Genomic DNA, 17,497 nt, shown 5'->3' with positions numbered 1-17,497 from the left:
GGCGCCTCAGTGAAGCCGGGGCGTGGCGCCGGCGCCGCGCTCGTCGAGCAGCGCGCCGGTGCGGAAGCGGTCGAGGGAGAATGCGGCGTTCAGCGGGTGCGGCTCGTCCTTTGCGATGGTGTGGGCGAAGCACCATCCCGACGCCGGCGTGGCCTTGAAGCCGCCATAGCACCAGCCCGCATTGAGATAGAGACCCGGCTTCGGCGTCCGGTCGATGATCGGGCTGCCGTCCATGGACATGTCCATGATACCGCCCCACGAGCGTAAGAGCCGCAGCCGCGAGAGGGACGGGAACATGGCGCAGGCGGTGGCCGCCACGTCCTCGACGACGGGTAGGTTGCCGCGCTGGGCGTACGAGTTGTAGCCGTCGATGTCGCCGCCGAAGACCAGGCCGCCCTTGTCGGACTGGGAGATGTAGAGGTGGCCGGCGCCGAAGGTGACCACCGTGTCGAGGAACGGCTTGAGCCCTTCCGACACGAAGGCCTGCAGGACGTGGCTCTCGATGGGCAGCCGGTCGAATCCGGCAAGCCGCATGACCTCCGAGGTCGACCCGGCAACGGCGACGCCCACTTTCTTTGCGGCAATCGCGCCGCGCGTCGTTTCCACGCCGGAGACGCGGTCGCCGTCGAAGGTGAAGCCGGTCACCGCGCAATTCTCGATGATGTCGACGCCGAGCCGGTCGGCGGCGCGGGCGTAACCCCAGGCCACCGCGTCGTGGCGTACGGTGCCGCCGCGCGGCTGACAGATCCCGCCGAGGACCGGGAAGCGGGCGCCGTCCGACAGGTCGAGACCGGGTACACGCCGCGCCAGCTCGGCCCGGTCGAGGAGTTCGGCATCCACACCGGCGAGCCGCATGGCATTGCCGCGGCGCGCATACGCATCCAGTTGGGCAGGCGTGTGGGCGAGATTGATGACGCCGCGCTGCGAGACCATCGCATTGAAGTTCAGCTCGCGCGACAATGTCTCCCAGAGCTTCAGCGACCACTCGTAGAAGTGGGTGTTGCCGGGCAGCATGTAGTTGGAGCGAATGATGGTCGTGTTGCGCCCGATGTTGCCGCTGGCGAGCCAGCCCTTCTCCAGGACAGCCACGTTGGTGAGGCCGTGTTCCTTGGCGAGATAGTAGGCGGTCGCCAGTCCGTGGCCGCCGCCTCCGACGATGATCGCGTCGTAGGCGGGGCGCGGCTCTGCCTTGCGCCACGCGACGGGCCACGACTTGTGGCCGTTCAGCGTGTTCGCAATCAGCGAGCTCAACGAGTAGCGCATGGCTCCCCCTGCGATATGCGATCCTGATATCTGTGCATTGCAGTAGCCGTTGTGTAAAAGCGTCGTCGGACGCTACCGCACTCGGGGGCGAAGCGGCAGTGTCGTCCGTCTGCATGACGAAAGCTTCTTGCCGGCATCAGCCCGTCTGATGCGCTGCAGAAGCCGGCAAGCCGGCGGACGTTGCGGACCAGGTATGTTTCGTGGCGCGCTCCAGTCGGGCGGAGCGGAAACGCGGGACAAGGGAAGGAATGCGGAGCGTGGATCCGCAAAGAACTGGCACGTCTGCGCCCGCAGTTGCCGACCGCCTCGCCACCTTGCTCGAGGGGGATGATCAGCTGACGCTGGGGGCCCTCCGCTCAGACCTGGTCGAGATCCTGCACGCGACCCGCCTGCTTGAGGATCTGGCCGAGCGCGATGCGCTGACAGGTGCCTACAATCGTCGAGGCTTCAATCGGATCATCGACCGAAGTGTGGTGCGGCAGCGCCAGGATGGTTCGACCTGTTCGGCGCTGTTTGTCGACATCGACCGTCTGAAGGATCTCAATGTTCGACACGGTCATGTGGCGATCGACGGCCTTCTCCATGATGCGGCCGAACGCCTTCGCCGGTCGGCGCATCCTTACGAAACCCTCGTGCGCTGGGGTGGTGACGAGTTCGTCCTTCTGTTGCCGGAGGTCGATATCGAGGAGGCAGCAGCCATCGCCGAGCGCATCCGGACATCGGTAACTGCCGAGCCGTTTGTCTGCGAAAGCCGATCGGTCGATCTGTCCGTTTCCATCGGCGTTTCCGAGATGCGCGATGGCGAGCCTGTGATGGAGTTGGTCCGGCGAATCTCGGCCGAGATGTACGAAGCCAAGTCGGCCGGCCGGAACCGCATCTCCGTCTTTCATCCAGGGCCGGTTGCGACGGGTGCGGATTGCGCCGACTAGTGTCTCGACCGGCGCGGCCCGACGCGCGGTGCGGTGCGGCCCTGCTGCGCCTTGCCTGAGAGCCCCATACGGCCCAAGTTCGTCCAGGACACCGGAGGGGAGGGGAATGCGATGAGCATTCACGCGTTCATGGCGCGCTACAAGGAGGTCTGGGAGGCGAAGGATTCGGATGGGTTCGCCGCGCTCTTCACCCCCGACGGCCGCTATCACAACACGCCTTTCCAGGTTCAGGACTCGCCGGAGGCCCGCGCGGGTTACTGGGACCGGATCAAGCTCCAGGAAGACATCTCGGTCGGCTATGAGGTGCTTGCCGAAAGCGACGACGGCGGGATTGCTCACTGGAGGGTCGGTTATCAGGTCGCCTCGGAGGAGCTGTTCCGGATCTGGGCACAGTCGACTGGCACTGGGCTGCCGGAACGCCGGCCCGGCGATCCGCTACCCCGCATGATCCTCGATGGCGTCCTGGTGGCGAAGCTTGCGCCAAGCGGGCTGGCGGAGGAGGTCCGGATCTGGTGGCATTCGATGCCGCAACCCGCATGAAACCATTTGCGATCACAATCAAGCTGGCCCGCTTGATCTGCGACCTGAGGTGAGGGAGATTTTATTTTTTATATCAATAAATTATGGTTAATAAATGATGTATCTTCTTAAGGCTGTGCGCTGGTCGAAGCATGGCGCATGGCATCGATCAGGAGCCGCGTTGCGGGCGCGATCTCGGTATCCGCGCGTGTGGTGACGCCGACCGGCCCGGTGGTGTCAGCGACGTCGAAGGGCAGGACTTCGAGCATCCCCTCCGCGACATCGATGGCGACCACTCCGGACGAGATGATCCAGACCGCATCGGAGCGCCGCGTGTAGGCGCGGCCGAAGTCGTTCGAGACCGTTTCGATTCGGTCGGGAATATGGCCGATCCCGTTGGCGATGAGATAGCGCTCGACGATTCCCCGGATCGCCGCCTCATTGTCTGGAAACAGGACCGGGTAGTCCACGATCCGATCCAGGTCCGGTGCGGCGTGCAGCGGATGACCCGGACGCACGACGAAGCTGACCGTTTCGGAATATAGGTGCTGAAAGCTCAGCCCGGCCATCGAGGCCGGAGCCCCCAGGCGCCCGAGCACCAGGTCGAGCGCCCCCAGGCGCAACTGGTCGAGCAGATGCAGGTTGGGGCCGGAAACGATCTTCAGCGTAACGCCAGGATTCGCTCGACGGAACCGGTCGACGGCGGTTGGCACGAGCCGGCCGGCGACGGAGGGCAGCACGCCGACGGTCAGAAGCGTCTCTTCCGCCATCTTGGAGCGCGCAACGCCGTCCAGTCCCTGGCGCAACGCCGCAACGCTCGCCCCGGCATAGCGCAGGAACATCTCGCCCACCGGCGTCAGCGACACGCCCGCCCGGCTGCGCTCCATGAGCTCCACGCCAAGGATTTCTTCCAGTTCCGCCAGCGACTTGGAGACGGCCGGCTGGCTCACGCCCAGGCTCTGCGCGGCCTTGGCAACGCCGCCGAGCCGCGCAGTCTGAAGGAAACACTGGAGATGTCGGAACTTCACGCGACCTGGAATCATGCCCACATGGTTATCCATCGGGCGTAAAAAGTCATTTTACATGTTCACTTGCCCATATTTAGCTTTGACCAATGTCAAAGACGAGCTTGCGCGCTCCCGGTCAGAACGACACGGTGAGCGCGAAAAAAGCTTCGGGCGTTGTCCCGGGGCGGCCTCGTCGACCCGGGCTGCGAACAGGTGGGAGAACGAAGGGCGTGAAAGAGCGTTTCGATCAGGGCATGGCCACGCGCCGGTCCGTTCTCGGCGACGCGCATGTCGACCGGGCGGAGGAGCGGAAGACCGACTTCGACGCCGACTTCCAGCGCCTCATCACCGAAATGGCCTGGGGCTCCGTGTGGACCAGGCCCGGTTTCACGAAGCGTGAACGCTCGATCGTGACGGTGACGCTGCTTGCCGCGCTCGGCCACCACGACGAGTTCGCCATGCATGTGCGGGCCATGCGCCGCACCGGTGCGACGATGGAGGATTTGCAGGAGCTGCTTCTCCACGTCGCCATCTATGCCGGTGTGCCGGCGGCCAACACGTGCATCGCCATCGCCAAGCAAATTCTCGCCGAGGGCGAGGGTCCTCAAGCGAGGGAGGAACAGGACACATGAACGAGCACAGCCACCTGAGCTGGGCCGGACCGCTGACGGACCGGCGTAACGCGCAGGAGCGCTACGCACGGGCCTATCAGCCGCGCGAGCGCCACCTGCATCCGGCCGCCGATTTTCCCGGCTACAAGTCCACCATCGCGCGCGCACCGAAGCAGGCGCTGCTGTCGATACCGCAGACCATGTCCGAGCTGACCGGTCCGGTCTTCGGACATAACGACCTGGCGCCGCACGACGACGACATGATCGTCAACGGTCAGGTGGATGGCGAGCCGATCGGCGAGCGCATCATCGTCCATGGCCGGGTTCTTGATCAGAATGGCCGCGGGCTGCCCAACACGCTGGTTGAAGTCTGGCAGGCCAATGCCGGCGGGCGTTATCGCCACAAGCTGGAAGACTATCTCGCTCCGCTGGACCCGAATTTCGGCGGCTGCGGGCGCTGCGTGACCGACGAGGACGGCAACTACCACTTCCGCACGATCCGTCCCGGCGCCTATCCGTGGCGCAACTATCGCAACAGCTGGCGGCCGGCGCACATCCACTTCTCGCTGTTTGGTCCTGCCTTTGCCACGCGGCTGATCACCCAGATGTATTTCGAAGGCGATCCGCTGATTCCGATCTGCCCGATCGTCAATGCCGTGCCCGACAAGGCCGGTGTCGACGCGATGACCGCGCTGCTCGACACCACCGCCAACACGCCGCACGATTGTCTCGCCTACCGGTTCGACATCGTGCTGCGCGGTCCGCGCCAGATCTTTTTCGAGAACCGCCCGGAGGGCCTGTAAGATGCCCGTGACGCTGCTTCGTGAAACCCCGTCGCAGACGGCGGGCCCTTACGTCCACATCGGCCTTGTGCCTTCCGCCGCAGGACTGCAGACGCGCACCCAGGAGAATCTGCATGTGGTGGCCGGCCCGCAGACCGAGGGCGAGGCGATCAAGCTGGAGCTGAACCTGTGGGACGGTGGCGGCGCGCCCATCGTTGATGCGGTGGTGGAGGTCTGGCAGGCAGACGGCAAGGGCCGCTACCGCCATCCGCTCGATCCGCGCTCAAGCGAGATCGCGTCCGACTTCCGCGGTTTCGGCCGTGCGGCATCGGACCTGAAGTCCGGCTACTATGTCTTCGAGACCGTTAAGCCGGGCCGGGTGGAGAATATCGACGGCAAGCTGATGGCGCCGCATATCTCGCTGACGCTGTTCGCGCGCGGCATGAACCTGCAGCTCAACACGCGAGTCTATTTCGCCGACGAAGCGTCCAACGACGAAGACCCGATCCTCGCAATGGTCCCGCCGCCGCGACGCCGGACGATGATTGCCGAGCGCAAGGACGGTGGCGGTACGCCGACCTACACGCTCGACATTCACTGCCAGGGCCCGAAGGAAACCGTCTTTTTCGACGTTTGAGGTCCTGATCGGAGGCTGGTCGGTGAACCGGTCAGCCTCCGGGCGCGTATAGGTTGTTGGATCCCGCGCCGGGACCCGTTTGCACGACAATCAGATGAGCTCGGTTCCCCGCCTCTGCCGTCGGGCTGGAGGGGATGGCTGTGCACGAAGGGAGACATTGCGTGAAGACCCAGGTGGCAATCATCGGTGCCGGCCCCTCCGGCCTGCTTCTCTCCCAGCGTCTGCATCTCGCCGGGGTTGAGACCGTCGTGCTCGAGCGCCATTCGCGCGATCATGTCCTGTCGCGCATTCGCGCGGGTGTACTGGAGCAGGGACTGGCCGACATGCTGCGTGCCGCCGGTGTCGGCGACCGCATGGACGCGGAAGGCGAGATCCACGACGGGTGCGAGATCGCCTTCGAAGACAACCGTCTCCGGATCGATTTCGCCGAACTCACCGGCGGCAAGACGGTGATGGTCTACGGCCAGACAGAGGTCACGCGGGATCTCTACAAGGCGCGCGACGCCATGGGCGGCACGATCATCCACAACGCCGAGAATGTCGCGCTGCACGACGTCGACAGTGACAGCCCGTACGTCACCTATGAAAAGGATGGCGAGACCCACCGCCTGGACTGCGAGTTCATCGCCGGTTGCGACGGCTTTCATGGTCCGAGCCGCAAGGCGATCCCCGCCGATCGGCTGAAGGTCTTCGAGAAGGTCTATCCGTTCGGCTGGCTGGGTATCCTGTCGGAGACGCCGCCGGTGTCGGAGGAGTTGATCTATTCCGGTCACCCGCGCGGTTTTGCGCTGTGTTCGCTGCGCTCGCGCGTTCTCAGCCGTTACTACGTGCAGGTGCCGGCCGACGAGAAGGTCGACAACTGGTCCGACGACCGGTTCTGGGAAGAGCTCAAGAGCCGGCTGCCGTCCGACGTGGCCGCCGACCTTGTCACCGGCCCGTCCATCGAGAAGTCGATCGCGCCGCTCAGAAGCTTCGTGGCCGAGCCGCTGCGTTATGGCCGGATGTTCCTGGTCGGAGATGCCGGACACATCGTTCCGCCGACCGGAGCCAAGGGGCTTAATCTCGCGGCCTCCGACGTCTTCTACCTCTCCAACGCCCTGATCGATTATTATCGGGCGGACGACGAGACCGGCATCGAGCACTACGCGGAGAAGGCTCTGCGGCGGATCTGGCTGGCCGAGCGCTTCTCCTGGTGGATGACCACTCTGCTTCACAAGTTCGATGAAGAGGCCTTCGACGTGCGCGTCAAGCGGGCGGAACTGGACCATCTCGTCCATTCCCGCGCCGCCCAGACGGCGCTTGCGGAAAACTATGTGGGGCTCCCCTACGACTGAGACCGAGCGGCGCCTGTCCGGACGGCCGATCTCATGCACGCGGTTTGCGCGCAGGGTCGGAGTATGCTTTGGGCTTAAAACTATTCCTTTTCATGTAATTTCACTGTGCTATCCTCAGCCGATCCGGCAACCCTCGGGAGGCACAGCCGCATGTCAGGCGGGTCCGCCACAATCGAGCGCAAGTCCACGTCCGACGGCCGCTTCGGCTATTGCGAAGGCGGGGACCCGTCCAGCCCGGCGATCGTGTTCATTCACGGCATCGGCGGCCGCGGCGAGGTGTTCGGCCCGCAGCTGGAGGCGTTTGCACCGGCCTGGCGGGTGATGTCCTGGGATGTGCCCGGCTACGGCTCGTCCGAGCCGCTGTCCGAGGCCACGCTGCCCACCCTTGCCGTCGCGCTCGGCGACTTTCTCGACGCAGTCGATGCGAAGGACGCGGTGCTCGTCGGCCAGTCGCTCGGCGGCATGATCGTTCAGGAGGCGCTTGCCGCCGGCCTGGTCGCGCCTAAGGCGATCGTGCTGACCGGGACCAGCCCCGCTTTCGGCCGACCCGACGGCGACTTCCAGAAGACATTCATCGAGGGCCGGCTGGCGCCGCTCGATGCCGGTCGCACCATGGCCGAACTCGCCGACGGCATGATGCGTGGCCTCACTGGCCCGAACCCGGACCCGGCGGGCTTCGCGATCGGCCGCGACGCCCTCGCTGCGACGACCGAGGACAGCTTCCGCCAGATGGTCTACGCGCTCGTCGACTTCGACCAGCGCGCGAACCTGCCCAACATTTCCGTGCCGACCCTGCTGATTGCCGGAACCGAGGACACCAGCGCCCCGTCCAAGGTGATGAGCCGCATGGCGGACAAGATCCCCGGCTCCACGTTCGTGGAGATGCAGGGTGCCGGCCATCTCGCCAACCTCGACCAACCCGACGCCTTCACCGAGGCCATGCGCGGCTTTCTCGCCGGCCTAGACGGCGCAGCTCGAGCCTGACCAGAGGAGATCCCCCATGAACGTTCCCGCCATTGACGTGGATACGGTCGACCTCGATGCGCCGATGTTCGATCCGACCGCCTTCCGCCTGAGCGACCAGCAGGCAGAGTGGTGCCGGACCGCGCGCGCGCTGGGCAAGGCGAAGTTCGCGGCGCGCGCCTTCGACTATGACCGTGAGGCCCGCTTCCCCACCGAGAACTACAAGGACCTCTACGAGGCCGGCCTGCTGGCGCTCTGCATCCCCGAGCGCTTCGGCGGTGGCGGGGCCGACTATCAGAGCTATTCGCTGGTAGCCGCAGAGATCGGCCGCTACTGCGGCGCGACCGCGCTGACCTGGAACATGCACGTCTGCTCGACGCTCTGGTCCGGCCCGCTCGCCGACGACCTGGAGATGAGCGAGGAAGACCGTGCCGAGCACGAGCGCCGGCGTGCGGGTCACTACAAGCGCATCGTCGAGGAGGGCGCCATCTATGCCCAGCCCTTCTCCGAGGGCGGTGCGGCGGCCGCGGGCGGCGTGGCCTTTTCCACCGAGGCGATCCCGATGGAGGGCGGCTGGATCGTGCGGGGCAAGAAGATCTTCGCCTCGCTCTCCGGCAACGCCAACTACTACGGCGTCCTGTGCACGGAGACCGAGGGCGACGGCAAGAAGAGCCGGCGCAACACGCTCTATCTCGCCGTTCCGGCGGACGCGAAGGGCGTCAGCGTGGTCGGCGACTGGGATCCGCTGGGCATGCGCGGCACCGTCTCGCGCACGCTCATCTTCGATGACGTGTTCGTGCCGGAAGACGCCGCGCTGATGCCGCGTGGCCTCTACTTCCAGGCCGCATCGAACTGGCCGCACATGTTCATGACGCTTGCGCCGACCTATGTCGGCCAGGCCCAGGCCGCCTACGACTTCACGGTCGCCTATCTGCGCGGCGAGGTGCCCGGCATGCCGCCGGTGAAGCGGCGCATGTATCCGACCAAGCAGATCGCGGTGGCGGAAATGCGCATCAAGCTGGAACAGCTGAAGTCGCTCTGGTTCCAGGCGGTGACCGAGGCCCGCGCCCACCCCTCCAAGGACCAGGTGCTGCGCGCCTACGCCACCCAGTACACGGTGATGGAGTTCGCCAACGACATCGCCCGACTGGCGATCCGCACCTGCGGCGGCCAGTCGATGCTGAAATCGCTGCCGCTGGAGCGCATCTATCGCGACAGCCGCTGCGGCGCCCTCATGCTGCCGTGGACGGCGGAGCTGTGCGTCGACCGGCTCGGCCGCGCCGCGCTCTACGAAGACGGCGAGAGCGACGACTAGAGCAAAGCCAGGGAAAGTGGGTACCGGTTTTCCGTCCGGCTTTGCGCAGCAAAGACAAAGGCCCGGACACAAACCGGAGTTGATGTGATCCGACGCCGCCGCGCCGGATCAGCGTTTGAGCCGCCTCGGGGACAGCCGCCCATGGATCTTTCCGATCTGATCGACCGCAATGCCGCCTTCACGCCCGACAAGCCGGCGATCCGGTTCAAGGGGGAGGTGCTGACCTATGCCGGCCTGTCGGACCGGATCCACCGCACGGCGTTCGTCCTCAAGACGCGCTTCGGCATCGGCCGGGGCGACCGGGTGGCGATCCTGTCGCTCAACCGGCCGGACTATCTGGTGCTGCTCTATGCCTGCGCCCGGCTCGGAGCCGTGCTGGTGCCGATCAACTGGCGGCTGGCGGTGCCGGAGCACCTCTACATCCTGGATCATGCCTCGGCGAAGGTGCTGTTCCTCGAGGAAGCATTCTCCGGTGTCCTGGAAGCCATGCCCGAAACCGTGCCCGAGTGTCGGGCGGTGGGGCTGGACTTCACACCCGACGGCGGCTCGCGGTTCGAAGACGTGCTTGAGGGTGTCGAGGGCGATGGCCGCAACCCGCATATCGACACCACGTGCCCGCTGCTGATCGTCTACACCTCAGGAACGACGGGGCGGCCCAAGGGTGCCGTGCTGCGCCAGGACGCGCTGGTCTGGAACGCCATCCATTCCTGCCATCTCCATGACCTCACGTCCCAGGATCACGTGCTGACGACGCTGCCGATGTTTCACGTCGGCGGCCTCAACATTCAGACGACCCCGGCGCTGCAGGCAGGAGCCACCGTCACGCTTCACGACCGGTTCGAGGTCGATGCGGCCGTTGACGCCATCGCCCGCGAGAAGCCGTCGCTCACCGTCGTCGTGCCGGCCACCATGGCGGCAATCCTGGAGGAGGCCGATGCCCGCGGCGTCGACATTTCCTCGCTGCGGGCGGTGGGTGCAGGCTCCACCATCGTGCCGCAGCCGCTGATCGAGGCCTTCCAGAGCCGCGGCGTGAAGGTGCTGCAGGTCTACGGGTCGACCGAGACCGCACCGATCTGCATCTACACCCGCATCGGCGGCGTCGATGCCATCATGCGCAAAGGCACCATCGGTCTGCCGGGACTGGCCTGCGAGGCGCGGGTGGTCGACGAGGCCGGCCGCGAGGTGGCGCCGGGGACGGCCGGCGAGATCATCGTGAAGGGGCCGACGGTGCTCTACGAGTACTGGGGCGACGAGGCCGCCACCTCCGACGTGTTGCGCAACGGCTGGTTCCACACCGGCGACATCGGCACCCGCGACGCCGAGGGCTATTTCTACGTTCACGACCGCAAGAAGAACATGATCATCTCCGGCGGCGAGAACGTCTACCCGGCCGAGATCGAGCGTGTCCTGCACGAGCACTCGGAGATTCTGGAAGCCGCCGTGATCGGCCGGCCGGATCCGCAGTGGCAGGAGGTGCCGGTCGCCTTCGTGGTGCCGAGACCCGGTTCCGACCTGCGCGAGGATGCGGTGATCGCCTATCTCCGGGCGCATCTGGCCCGCTTCAAGGTTCCACGCGAGATCCGTTTCATCGAGGCGCTTCCCAAGAATGCGCTCGGCAAGGTGCAGCACTTCCATCTCCGCGCGCAGCTGGCGGAAGACGTGGCTGCCGGCACGGCGGCCTGAGCGGCAGCCATCCGGCCGGCGCATTTTTCGCGGAAGCTTTGCCGGCAGCCCTTGTCGCGGAGAGGATTCTGTCTAGCTTACGGCCGGACGTCGGCTGGCGGTGTCGGCCGCGCCATGACAGGCATCCAGCGGGAAGGGAAGACGAACGTGCTCGAAGATCTCCTGAAGCAGAACAAGGACTGGGCGCACAGGCAGATCGAGCGCGACCCGCATTATTTCGAGCGCCTGGTCGAGCAGCAAGCGCCGGACTATCTCTGGATCGGCTGCGCCGACAGCCGGGTCCCGGCAAACGTCATCACGGACCTGCCTCCGGGCGAGGTGTTCGTTCACCGTAACATCGCCAACCTGGTCCACCACTCCGACATCAACTGCCAGTCGGTGCTGCAATTCGCCGTCGACGTTCTGAAGGTCCGCCACATCATCGTCTGCGGCCATTATGGCTGCGGCGGCATTCGCGCCGCCATGGAGCGTTCGCCGCACGGGCTCGTCGACCACTGGCTGCAGCCGATCCGCGACATCGCTTCCCGTCACCGGGATGAGCTGGAAGCCATCACCGACGACGACAAGCGCTTCGACCGGCTGTGCGAGCTCTCCGTGGAGAGCCAGTGCGCCCGCGTGCTGCAGAGCCCGATCGTCCGCGACGCGCTGGAGCGCGGCCAGGATCTGCATGTCCACGGCTGGGCCTACCGGCTCACCGATGGCCACATCAACTGCATCGCCGACGACAAGAAGCGCGACGACAAGTAGCCGGCTGCGGGAGCGATCAGCGTGGGTCGCGGTCGCTGATCATCCGCGCAAGCTCGGCCTTCTTGATCTTGCGGGTCGGCGTCATCGGCATCTCGTCGACGAATTCCAGCCGCTCCGGCCACTTGGTCTTGGCGACGCCGGCCTCCGTCAGGTAGGCGCGCAGAACGTCGAGGGTTGGCGGCTCCGCCCCTTTCGCGAGGACCGCGACGCAGCAGGCGCGCTCACCGAGCGTGTCGTCGGGCACCGGAACGATGGCGCACTGGGCGATCGCCGGATGGCGGTCGAGAAGCTCCTCCACGTCGGCCGGATTGAACTTCACGCCGCCGCGGTTGATCACGTCCTTGGACCGTCCGGTGATGCGGATGAAGCCCGCCTCGTTCATCACCGCCAGGTCGCCGGTCCGAAAGAAGCCGTCGGCGGTGAAGGCCGCCGCACTCGCCTCCGCATTGTCGAGGTAGCCGGAAAAGAGCGAGGGTCCGCGCACCTGCAGCTCGCCTTCGTCTCCTGGCGGGCAGGGTGCGTCGCCGTCCATGATGCGCAATTCGGTTCCCGGATTTGCGCGACCCGCCCACTCCGTACGGGCCTCTTCCGGATCATTGAGCCGGCTGAAGGCCCCGGCCTGTAATTCGCTCATGCCCCAGAGCTGGCCGACGACGCCGTTCGGCAGCCGCTCCTGCACCGTACGCGCCAGCGCCGGCGGGCAGGCGGTGCCCGAAATCTGCAGGAGCTTCAGGGAGTTGAGGAGATCCGGCGCGAGGAAGCCGTTTGCTTCCGCCGCCACCATGTGGGCCGGCGCTGAGAACAGGTGCGTGGGCCGGTAGGAGGCGAGTGCCTCGGCCAATGCTGGCGGCGTGTAGACCGGCAGCAGCGCCATCGTCGCGCCGACGGACAGGGCCAGGTTGATGGAGAAGGTGCCGTAGAGGTGGGTGAACGGCGCGGCCGACAGTATGATCGACGTGCCGTCCACACCCAGTTCCGGAGCGCTGCGGGCGGCGTTTGGCAGGAAATTCTCGTAGGCCACCATGACCCCTTTCGGGGCAGAGGTCGTTCCGGACGTGTAGAGGAGCACGTAAGGGTCGGCCGGGCGCGGAACCGGCAGGTCGTCATGTGCTTCGCTGGCTGCCAGCTCGTCGTAGGACACGGCACCTTGCGGAACAGGTCCGCCCACCGCGATCACCTGCTTCAGGTCGGGCAGGCTGTCGCGGACACTCGTGACGAAGGCAGTAGGCGCGAAGTCCTTGCTCTCGGCGAGCCCGATGAAGGCTGCGCTTTTGCCGTGTGCCAGGAGCGGCACGATTTCCGCTTCCCTGTAGGGCATGTGGATGGTCTGGAAAACGCAGCCGGCATAGCTGGTCGCGATGTAGGCGATGACGAATTGCTGCGCGTTCGGCAGTTGCGCGGCAATGCGCGATCCGCGCGGAATTCCAGCGCTCCGCAGCCCGCTCGCCAGCCTTTGCACCTGCGTGTGCAGCTCGGCGTAGGTGACGGTGCCGGCGGGAGAGAGCAGGGCGGGATGATCCGGTCGCTCGAATGCCCAGTGCTCCACCCAGGCCCTCAGCGTGGCGTCACCGCCGGGTGCGTTTCGATCGGTGGCAAGGTCACTCAAGGGCCGACTCCGCTCAAATAGGGGGCATGACACCTATCGTAGGCTGAGGAGAGGGGAATCGGGAAGGGCCAGCGATCGGACCCGGTCATTGACGCCACGGCGCCCGGGGTCTGCAGGTTTGCTGTTGGCAAAAGATTGATATTATGGCCTTTATTGCTTCTGGCTCGGATGGTCCGAAGGGGGATGCGTGGAACTGGCGGACGAACTCGTGCTGGCGAGCCACATCCTGGCGCACAACGACGTTCTCGACGTCTTCGGTCACGTCAGCGTCCGGGACCCCGATCAACCGGACCGGTTCCTGCTGTCTCGGTCACGCAGCCCGGGCATGGTCACGAGAGACGATGTCATCGCTTTCGGCATGGATGCGGAACCCGTCGAGCCCGACGGGCGACGCCTGTTCCTCGAACGCGTGATTCACGCCGCGATCTACAGCGTCAGACCGGACATCCAGGCCATCAGCCATTTCCACGCAGAGGCCATCATGCCGTTCTGCGTATCCGGAGTGCCGGTTCGGGCCGTCACGCATGTGGGCGCCACGGCCGGTGCCGAGCTCCCGTTCTGGAGCGCGCAGGAGGCGTTCGGCGACACCAGCCTCCTCGTTGCCAACCGGGAGCAGGCGGATTCGCTGGCCGTTGCCCTCGGCACGGCTCCGGCGGTGCTGCTGCGCAATCACGGCGGGGTGGCGGCCGGAGCTAGCCTCAAGGAGATGGTGTTCCGGTCCGTCCATCTCTGTCTCAACGCACGGGCGCAATGGCAGGCATCGCTCATCGGATCGCCCACCTTTCTCACCGAGGGAGAGGTTGAGCGCGCCGCGGCTGCCAATCTCGGGCCTTTGGTGCTGGAACGGGCATGGGACTACTGGCGCCATCGCCTCGAGGCCTGATGCGATGGCGTCCGCCAGGAATTTGACATAAGATCAAACTTATGGATTTTAAAGACTGTGGTTGCGTCTGACGAGGTTCGCGGGAGTGCCGCTGAACGTCGACGAGTTGCCTGACGTGATTCCCGATCGCCCGCCGCGTACCGCTTCACGTGATGGATCGGGGTGGGTCCAAGACAAGATAGACTGCACCGACCCTGGGGAGGGACCATCCATGTATCGCAGCTTGGCATTCGCCTCGGCCATCGCGCTCGCCGCTACGAGCGCTTCGGCCGCCGACACCGCCAACATGAAGCTCTCGCACTGGCTGCCCACGACGCACCCGCTGCACGGGGCACTGGTTGAATGGGCGGAATCGCTCGAAGCCGCGTCGGACGGCACCATCGAGACCGTGATGTTTCCGGCGCGCCAGCTGGGCAAGCCGAACGATCATTACGACATGGCCCGGGACGGCATCGTCACCTTCGGCTGGTACAATGTCGGCGGCGAACCGGGGCGCTTCCCCGTCGCGGTGGCCGTCGAGCTTCCCTTCACCACGGCAAACTCAAAGGGCGGCACGGCAGCGTTCGACGCCTGGTACCGCGATCACGCGCAGAGTGAGATGGGCGACGTGCACTACTGCTTCGGCTTCGTGATCGAGCCGGGCGGCATTCACTCCAAGGGCGAGCTGACGGCGCCGTCCGACCTGGAAGGCAAGAAGGTGCGTGCCGTCAACGGCACCTCGGGCCGCTTCGTGCGCTCGCTCGGTGGTGCGAACGTCTTGGCGCGCGCGCCGGAAATGCGTGACCTGATCGAGCGCGGAACGATCGACATCGCACCGCTGACGCCGGGCTCGGCCAACCTGTTCGGCATCACCAAGGCCACGGATCATTACCTCAACATCCCCTTCTATTCGTCGGCTTACGCGTGGGTGATGAACAAGGCGACCTACGAGGGCCTTTCGGAGAAGCAGAAGGCGGCGGTCGACAGCCACTGCACCACCGACTGGGCGGTGAAGGTTGCGTCTCCGTGGTCGGATTTCGAGAACGCCGGGCTGGATGAGCTCAAGGCGGACCCGGACTACACGGTGGTGGAGCTTTCCGACGACCAGCTTTCCGTCTGGCGGGATGCGGCAGCGCCCCTGACCCAGCAGTGGGCGGAGACGGTGAAGGAGAAGAGCACGTCCGTTACCGATCCGGACGCTGCCCTTGCCGACTACAAGGCACTTCTGAAGAAGAACGGCGCGGCCTACTGAAGGCCGGTGCGGCTGTCCGGGCTCGTCCCGGGCGGCCGCAGGTCCAGCCGCTCGAAACAGGGCAGGGGAGCTGACAATGCTCGGCAGGGCGATCGATACGGTTGAGCGGATCTCCGCGGCCTTTCTCGCCGTTGTCACGGCTCTGGTCTTCGTTTCGGTGATCCTGCGCTACATCTTCGCGTGGGGTCTTCCCGACGCCAACGACGTGACCGAGAACCTGCTCGGAATCGTGATCTTCTGGGGGATCGCGATCGCCAGCTACCGCGACGAGCACATCACTGTCGACCTTCTCTGGACGCCGCTGTCGGCTCGCGGCAAGCGCATCGTGGACGTCTTCGCCACGATCTTCGCGGCGGTTTGTCTCGCCTATTTCTGTTGGGCGATGCTGGAAAAGGTGTCCGATACGCGCGACGCCGGCGTGACCACGATCGATCTCGGTTTTCCGATCTGGCCGTACCATCTCGTCGCCTGGACCGGAATTCTCGCCGCAACCTGCCTGACCGTCCTCAAGATCGCCGACGTCGTTCGCGCACCGGCTGCAGAGTGAGCGACCGGCTCGTCCTTCCCGCAGGAGACTGATTTCCGATGGCCAACGAACTGGTCGCCGTCACGGGTTTCGTCGCCCTGTTCGCGCTCATGCTGCTGCGCGTGCCGATTGGTATCGCCATGGGCGCGGTGGGCATCTGCGGCTTCGGTTACCTGAGCGGTTTCGGTCCGGCATTCGCTCTGCTTGCGCAGTCGCCCATCCGCACCGCAACGGAAGCCGGCTTCGCGGTCATTCCCCTGTTCATCCTGATGGGCAACTATTCGTCCCACTCCGGCATGAGCCGGGAGCTCTTCCAGGCTGCCGACAGCTTCTTCGGGCACAAGCGTGGCGGGCTTGGGATGGCGACCATCGTCTCCTCGGGCGGTTTCGCGGCCATTTCCGGCTCGTCGGTTGCCACCGCGGCGACCTTTTCGTCCGTCGCCTATCCGGAGATGCTGCGCTTCGGTTATCCCCGCAGCTTCGCGGCCGGAGCCGTCGCCGCCGGTGGGACGCTCGGCATCCTGATCCCGCCGTCGAACATTCTGGCCGTCTACGGCATCCTCACCGACCAGGATATCGGGCGACTGTTCATCGCCGGCCTCGTGCCGGGCATCCTCGCCATGGTCATGTACCTGCTGACCATTTCCGTCATCAACTGGCGGCGGCCGGACTTCCTGCCCGCCCGCGGCGCCAGTTCCCGCGCGGAGCGGATCGCGGCGTTGAAGAATGTCTGGGCGATCGCGCTCTTGTTCCTCTGCGTGATCGGCGGGCTCTATGGCGGTGTCTTCACACCCACGGAGGCGGCCGGAGTGGGCGCAACCGGGGCGCTGATCATTTCCGTGGCGCGGCGCAAGCTCGACAGGGCCGGCTTCTGGGAGGCGACGATCGCCGCGGTGCGGACCACCGCTTCGATCTTCCTGATCCTCATCGGCGCTCTCCTGTTCGGCTATTTTCTGACCATCACCCAGACACCGCAGGCAATCACCGAGTTCCTCGCGGGCCTAGGCATCGGGCGCTACGGCGTGCTCGTGCTGATCCTGCTGATGTACGTCATCCTCGGGTGTCTGATGGACACGATGGCCATGGTCATCCTCACCGTTCCCATCGTTTACCCGGTGATCCTGGCTCTGGGCTTTGATCCGATCTGGTTTGGCATCATCATCGTGATGACGGTCGAACTCGGGCTGATCACTCCGCCGGTCGGAATGAACATCTTCGTCATCAAGGGCGTCGTGAGAAACATCGAGTTGCCGGACATCTTCAGAGGCGTGTTGCCCTTCGTCGTCACCGACCTGATCCGCCTGGCCATCCTGATCCTCCTTCCGGCAATCGTCCTGTGGCTTCCCAGCCAGATGTAGAGAAGAGGCGCGAATGACATCGGTACGTTGCGTGCGCGGGACTGGCGCGCAATATGACACGTGGATCGCGTGCATTGCGGTCCGGTCGGTCACGGGACCCGGG

The 17,497-nt window shown here is 65.5% G+C and carries 17 protein-coding genes; 14 read left to right on the top strand and 3 right to left on the bottom strand.

Annotated features, from left to right (window positions below):
• Positions 1-6: 6 nt before the first annotated feature.
• Positions 7-1,263, bottom strand: a complete 1,257-nt coding sequence (locus tag C507_RS0111430; protein ID WP_018699835.1) for a sarcosine oxidase subunit beta family protein — start codon at positions 1,261-1,263, stop codon at positions 7-9.
• Positions 1,264-1,520: 257 nt separating this feature from the next.
• Here C507_RS0111430 and C507_RS21105 point away from each other — a divergent pair, with 257 nt between their 5' ends.
• Both C507_RS21105 and C507_RS0111420 read left to right on the top strand, forming a co-directional pair.
• Entirely contained in the window at positions 1,521-2,192 is a 672-nt protein-coding gene (locus tag C507_RS21105; protein ID WP_018699834.1) for a GGDEF domain-containing protein, read from the top strand.
• A gap of 111 nt (positions 2,193-2,303) precedes the next feature.
• Entirely contained in the window at positions 2,304-2,732 is a 429-nt protein-coding gene (locus C507_RS0111420; RefSeq protein WP_018699833.1) for a nuclear transport factor 2 family protein, read from the top strand.
• A gap of 107 nt (positions 2,733-2,839) precedes the next feature.
• On the opposite strand, the gene pcaQ is transcribed toward C507_RS0111420, so the two are convergent.
• Complete coding sequence (gene pcaQ / locus C507_RS0111415) at positions 2,840-3,754, bottom strand: pca operon transcription factor PcaQ (protein WP_026319027.1); 915 nt, start codon at positions 3,752-3,754, stop codon at positions 2,840-2,842.
• A gap of 194 nt (positions 3,755-3,948) precedes the next feature.
• On the opposite strand from pcaQ, the gene pcaC reads away from it, so the two are divergent.
• The 8 genes from pcaC (at position 3,949) to C507_RS0111375 (ending at position 11,790) form a co-directional block, all read left to right on the top strand.
• Entirely contained in the window at positions 3,949-4,350 is a 402-nt protein-coding gene (gene pcaC / locus C507_RS0111410) for a 4-carboxymuconolactone decarboxylase (protein WP_018699831.1), read from the top strand.
• A complete protein-coding gene (gene pcaH, locus C507_RS0111405; RefSeq protein WP_018699830.1) occupies positions 4,347-5,132 on the top strand; it encodes a protocatechuate 3,4-dioxygenase subunit beta in 786 nt (261 codons plus the stop codon). Before pcaC ends, pcaH begins: the two co-directional genes overlap by 4 nt.
• A gap of 1 nt (position 5,133) precedes the next feature.
• Positions 5,134-5,748 carry a protocatechuate 3,4-dioxygenase subunit alpha gene (gene pcaG / locus C507_RS0111400; RefSeq protein WP_018699829.1) on the top strand — a complete coding sequence of 205 codons (615 nt, stop codon included), beginning with the start codon at positions 5,134-5,136 and terminating at the stop codon, positions 5,746-5,748.
• A gap of 161 nt (positions 5,749-5,909) precedes the next feature.
• Entirely contained in the window at positions 5,910-7,082 is a 1,173-nt protein-coding gene (gene pobA, locus C507_RS0111395) for a 4-hydroxybenzoate 3-monooxygenase (protein WP_018699828.1), read from the top strand.
• Between the two features lie 150 nt (positions 7,083-7,232).
• Complete coding sequence (locus C507_RS0111390) at positions 7,233-8,066, top strand: alpha/beta fold hydrolase (RefSeq protein WP_018699827.1); 834 nt, start codon at positions 7,233-7,235, stop codon at positions 8,064-8,066.
• Between the two features lie 16 nt (positions 8,067-8,082).
• Positions 8,083-9,360 carry an acyl-CoA dehydrogenase family protein gene (locus C507_RS0111385; RefSeq protein WP_018699826.1) on the top strand — a complete coding sequence of 426 codons (1,278 nt, stop codon included), beginning with the start codon at positions 8,083-8,085 and terminating at the stop codon, positions 9,358-9,360.
• A gap of 141 nt (positions 9,361-9,501) precedes the next feature.
• Positions 9,502-11,043 (top strand): class I adenylate-forming enzyme family protein, encoded by a 1,542-nt coding sequence (locus C507_RS0111380; RefSeq protein WP_018699825.1) that lies wholly within the window; start codon positions 9,502-9,504, stop codon positions 11,041-11,043.
• A 114-nt stretch (positions 11,044-11,157) separates the two neighbouring features.
• Positions 11,158-11,790, top strand: coding sequence for a carbonic anhydrase (locus C507_RS0111375; protein ID WP_018699824.1), 633 nt, complete (start codon positions 11,158-11,160; stop codon positions 11,788-11,790).
• Between the two features lie 16 nt (positions 11,791-11,806).
• On the opposite strand, the gene C507_RS0111370 is transcribed toward C507_RS0111375, so the two are convergent.
• Positions 11,807-13,396, bottom strand: coding sequence for a class I adenylate-forming enzyme family protein (locus tag C507_RS0111370; RefSeq protein WP_018699823.1), 1,590 nt, complete (start codon positions 13,394-13,396; stop codon positions 11,807-11,809).
• A gap of 187 nt (positions 13,397-13,583) precedes the next feature.
• On the opposite strand from C507_RS0111370, the gene C507_RS0111365 reads away from it, so the two are divergent.
• The 4 genes from C507_RS0111365 to C507_RS0111350 all read left to right on the top strand — a co-directional run bounded on the left by C507_RS0111365 (position 13,584) and on the right by C507_RS0111350 (position 17,394).
• Positions 13,584-14,279, top strand: coding sequence for a class II aldolase/adducin family protein (locus C507_RS0111365; RefSeq protein WP_018699822.1), 696 nt, complete (start codon positions 13,584-13,586; stop codon positions 14,277-14,279).
• 211 nt (positions 14,280-14,490) lie between these two features.
• Positions 14,491-15,510 carry a TRAP transporter substrate-binding protein gene (locus C507_RS0111360; RefSeq protein WP_018699821.1) on the top strand — a complete coding sequence of 340 codons (1,020 nt, stop codon included), beginning with the start codon at positions 14,491-14,493 and terminating at the stop codon, positions 15,508-15,510.
• 76 nt (positions 15,511-15,586) lie between these two features.
• On the top strand, positions 15,587-16,057 hold the full coding sequence (locus tag C507_RS0111355) for a TRAP transporter small permease (RefSeq protein ID WP_018699820.1): 471 nt from the start codon (positions 15,587-15,589) through the stop codon (positions 16,055-16,057).
• 38 nt (positions 16,058-16,095) lie between these two features.
• Positions 16,096-17,394 carry a TRAP transporter large permease gene (locus C507_RS0111350; RefSeq protein ID WP_018699819.1) on the top strand — a complete coding sequence of 433 codons (1,299 nt, stop codon included), beginning with the start codon at positions 16,096-16,098 and terminating at the stop codon, positions 17,392-17,394.
• Positions 17,395-17,497: the final 103 nt, after the last annotated feature.

This window comes from Amorphus coralli DSM 19760 (assembly GCF_000374525.1).
Classification (GTDB): Bacteria; Pseudomonadota; Alphaproteobacteria; order Rhizobiales; family Amorphaceae; genus Amorphus; species Amorphus coralli.
This window is presented reverse-complemented; position numbering and strand designations above follow the sequence as displayed.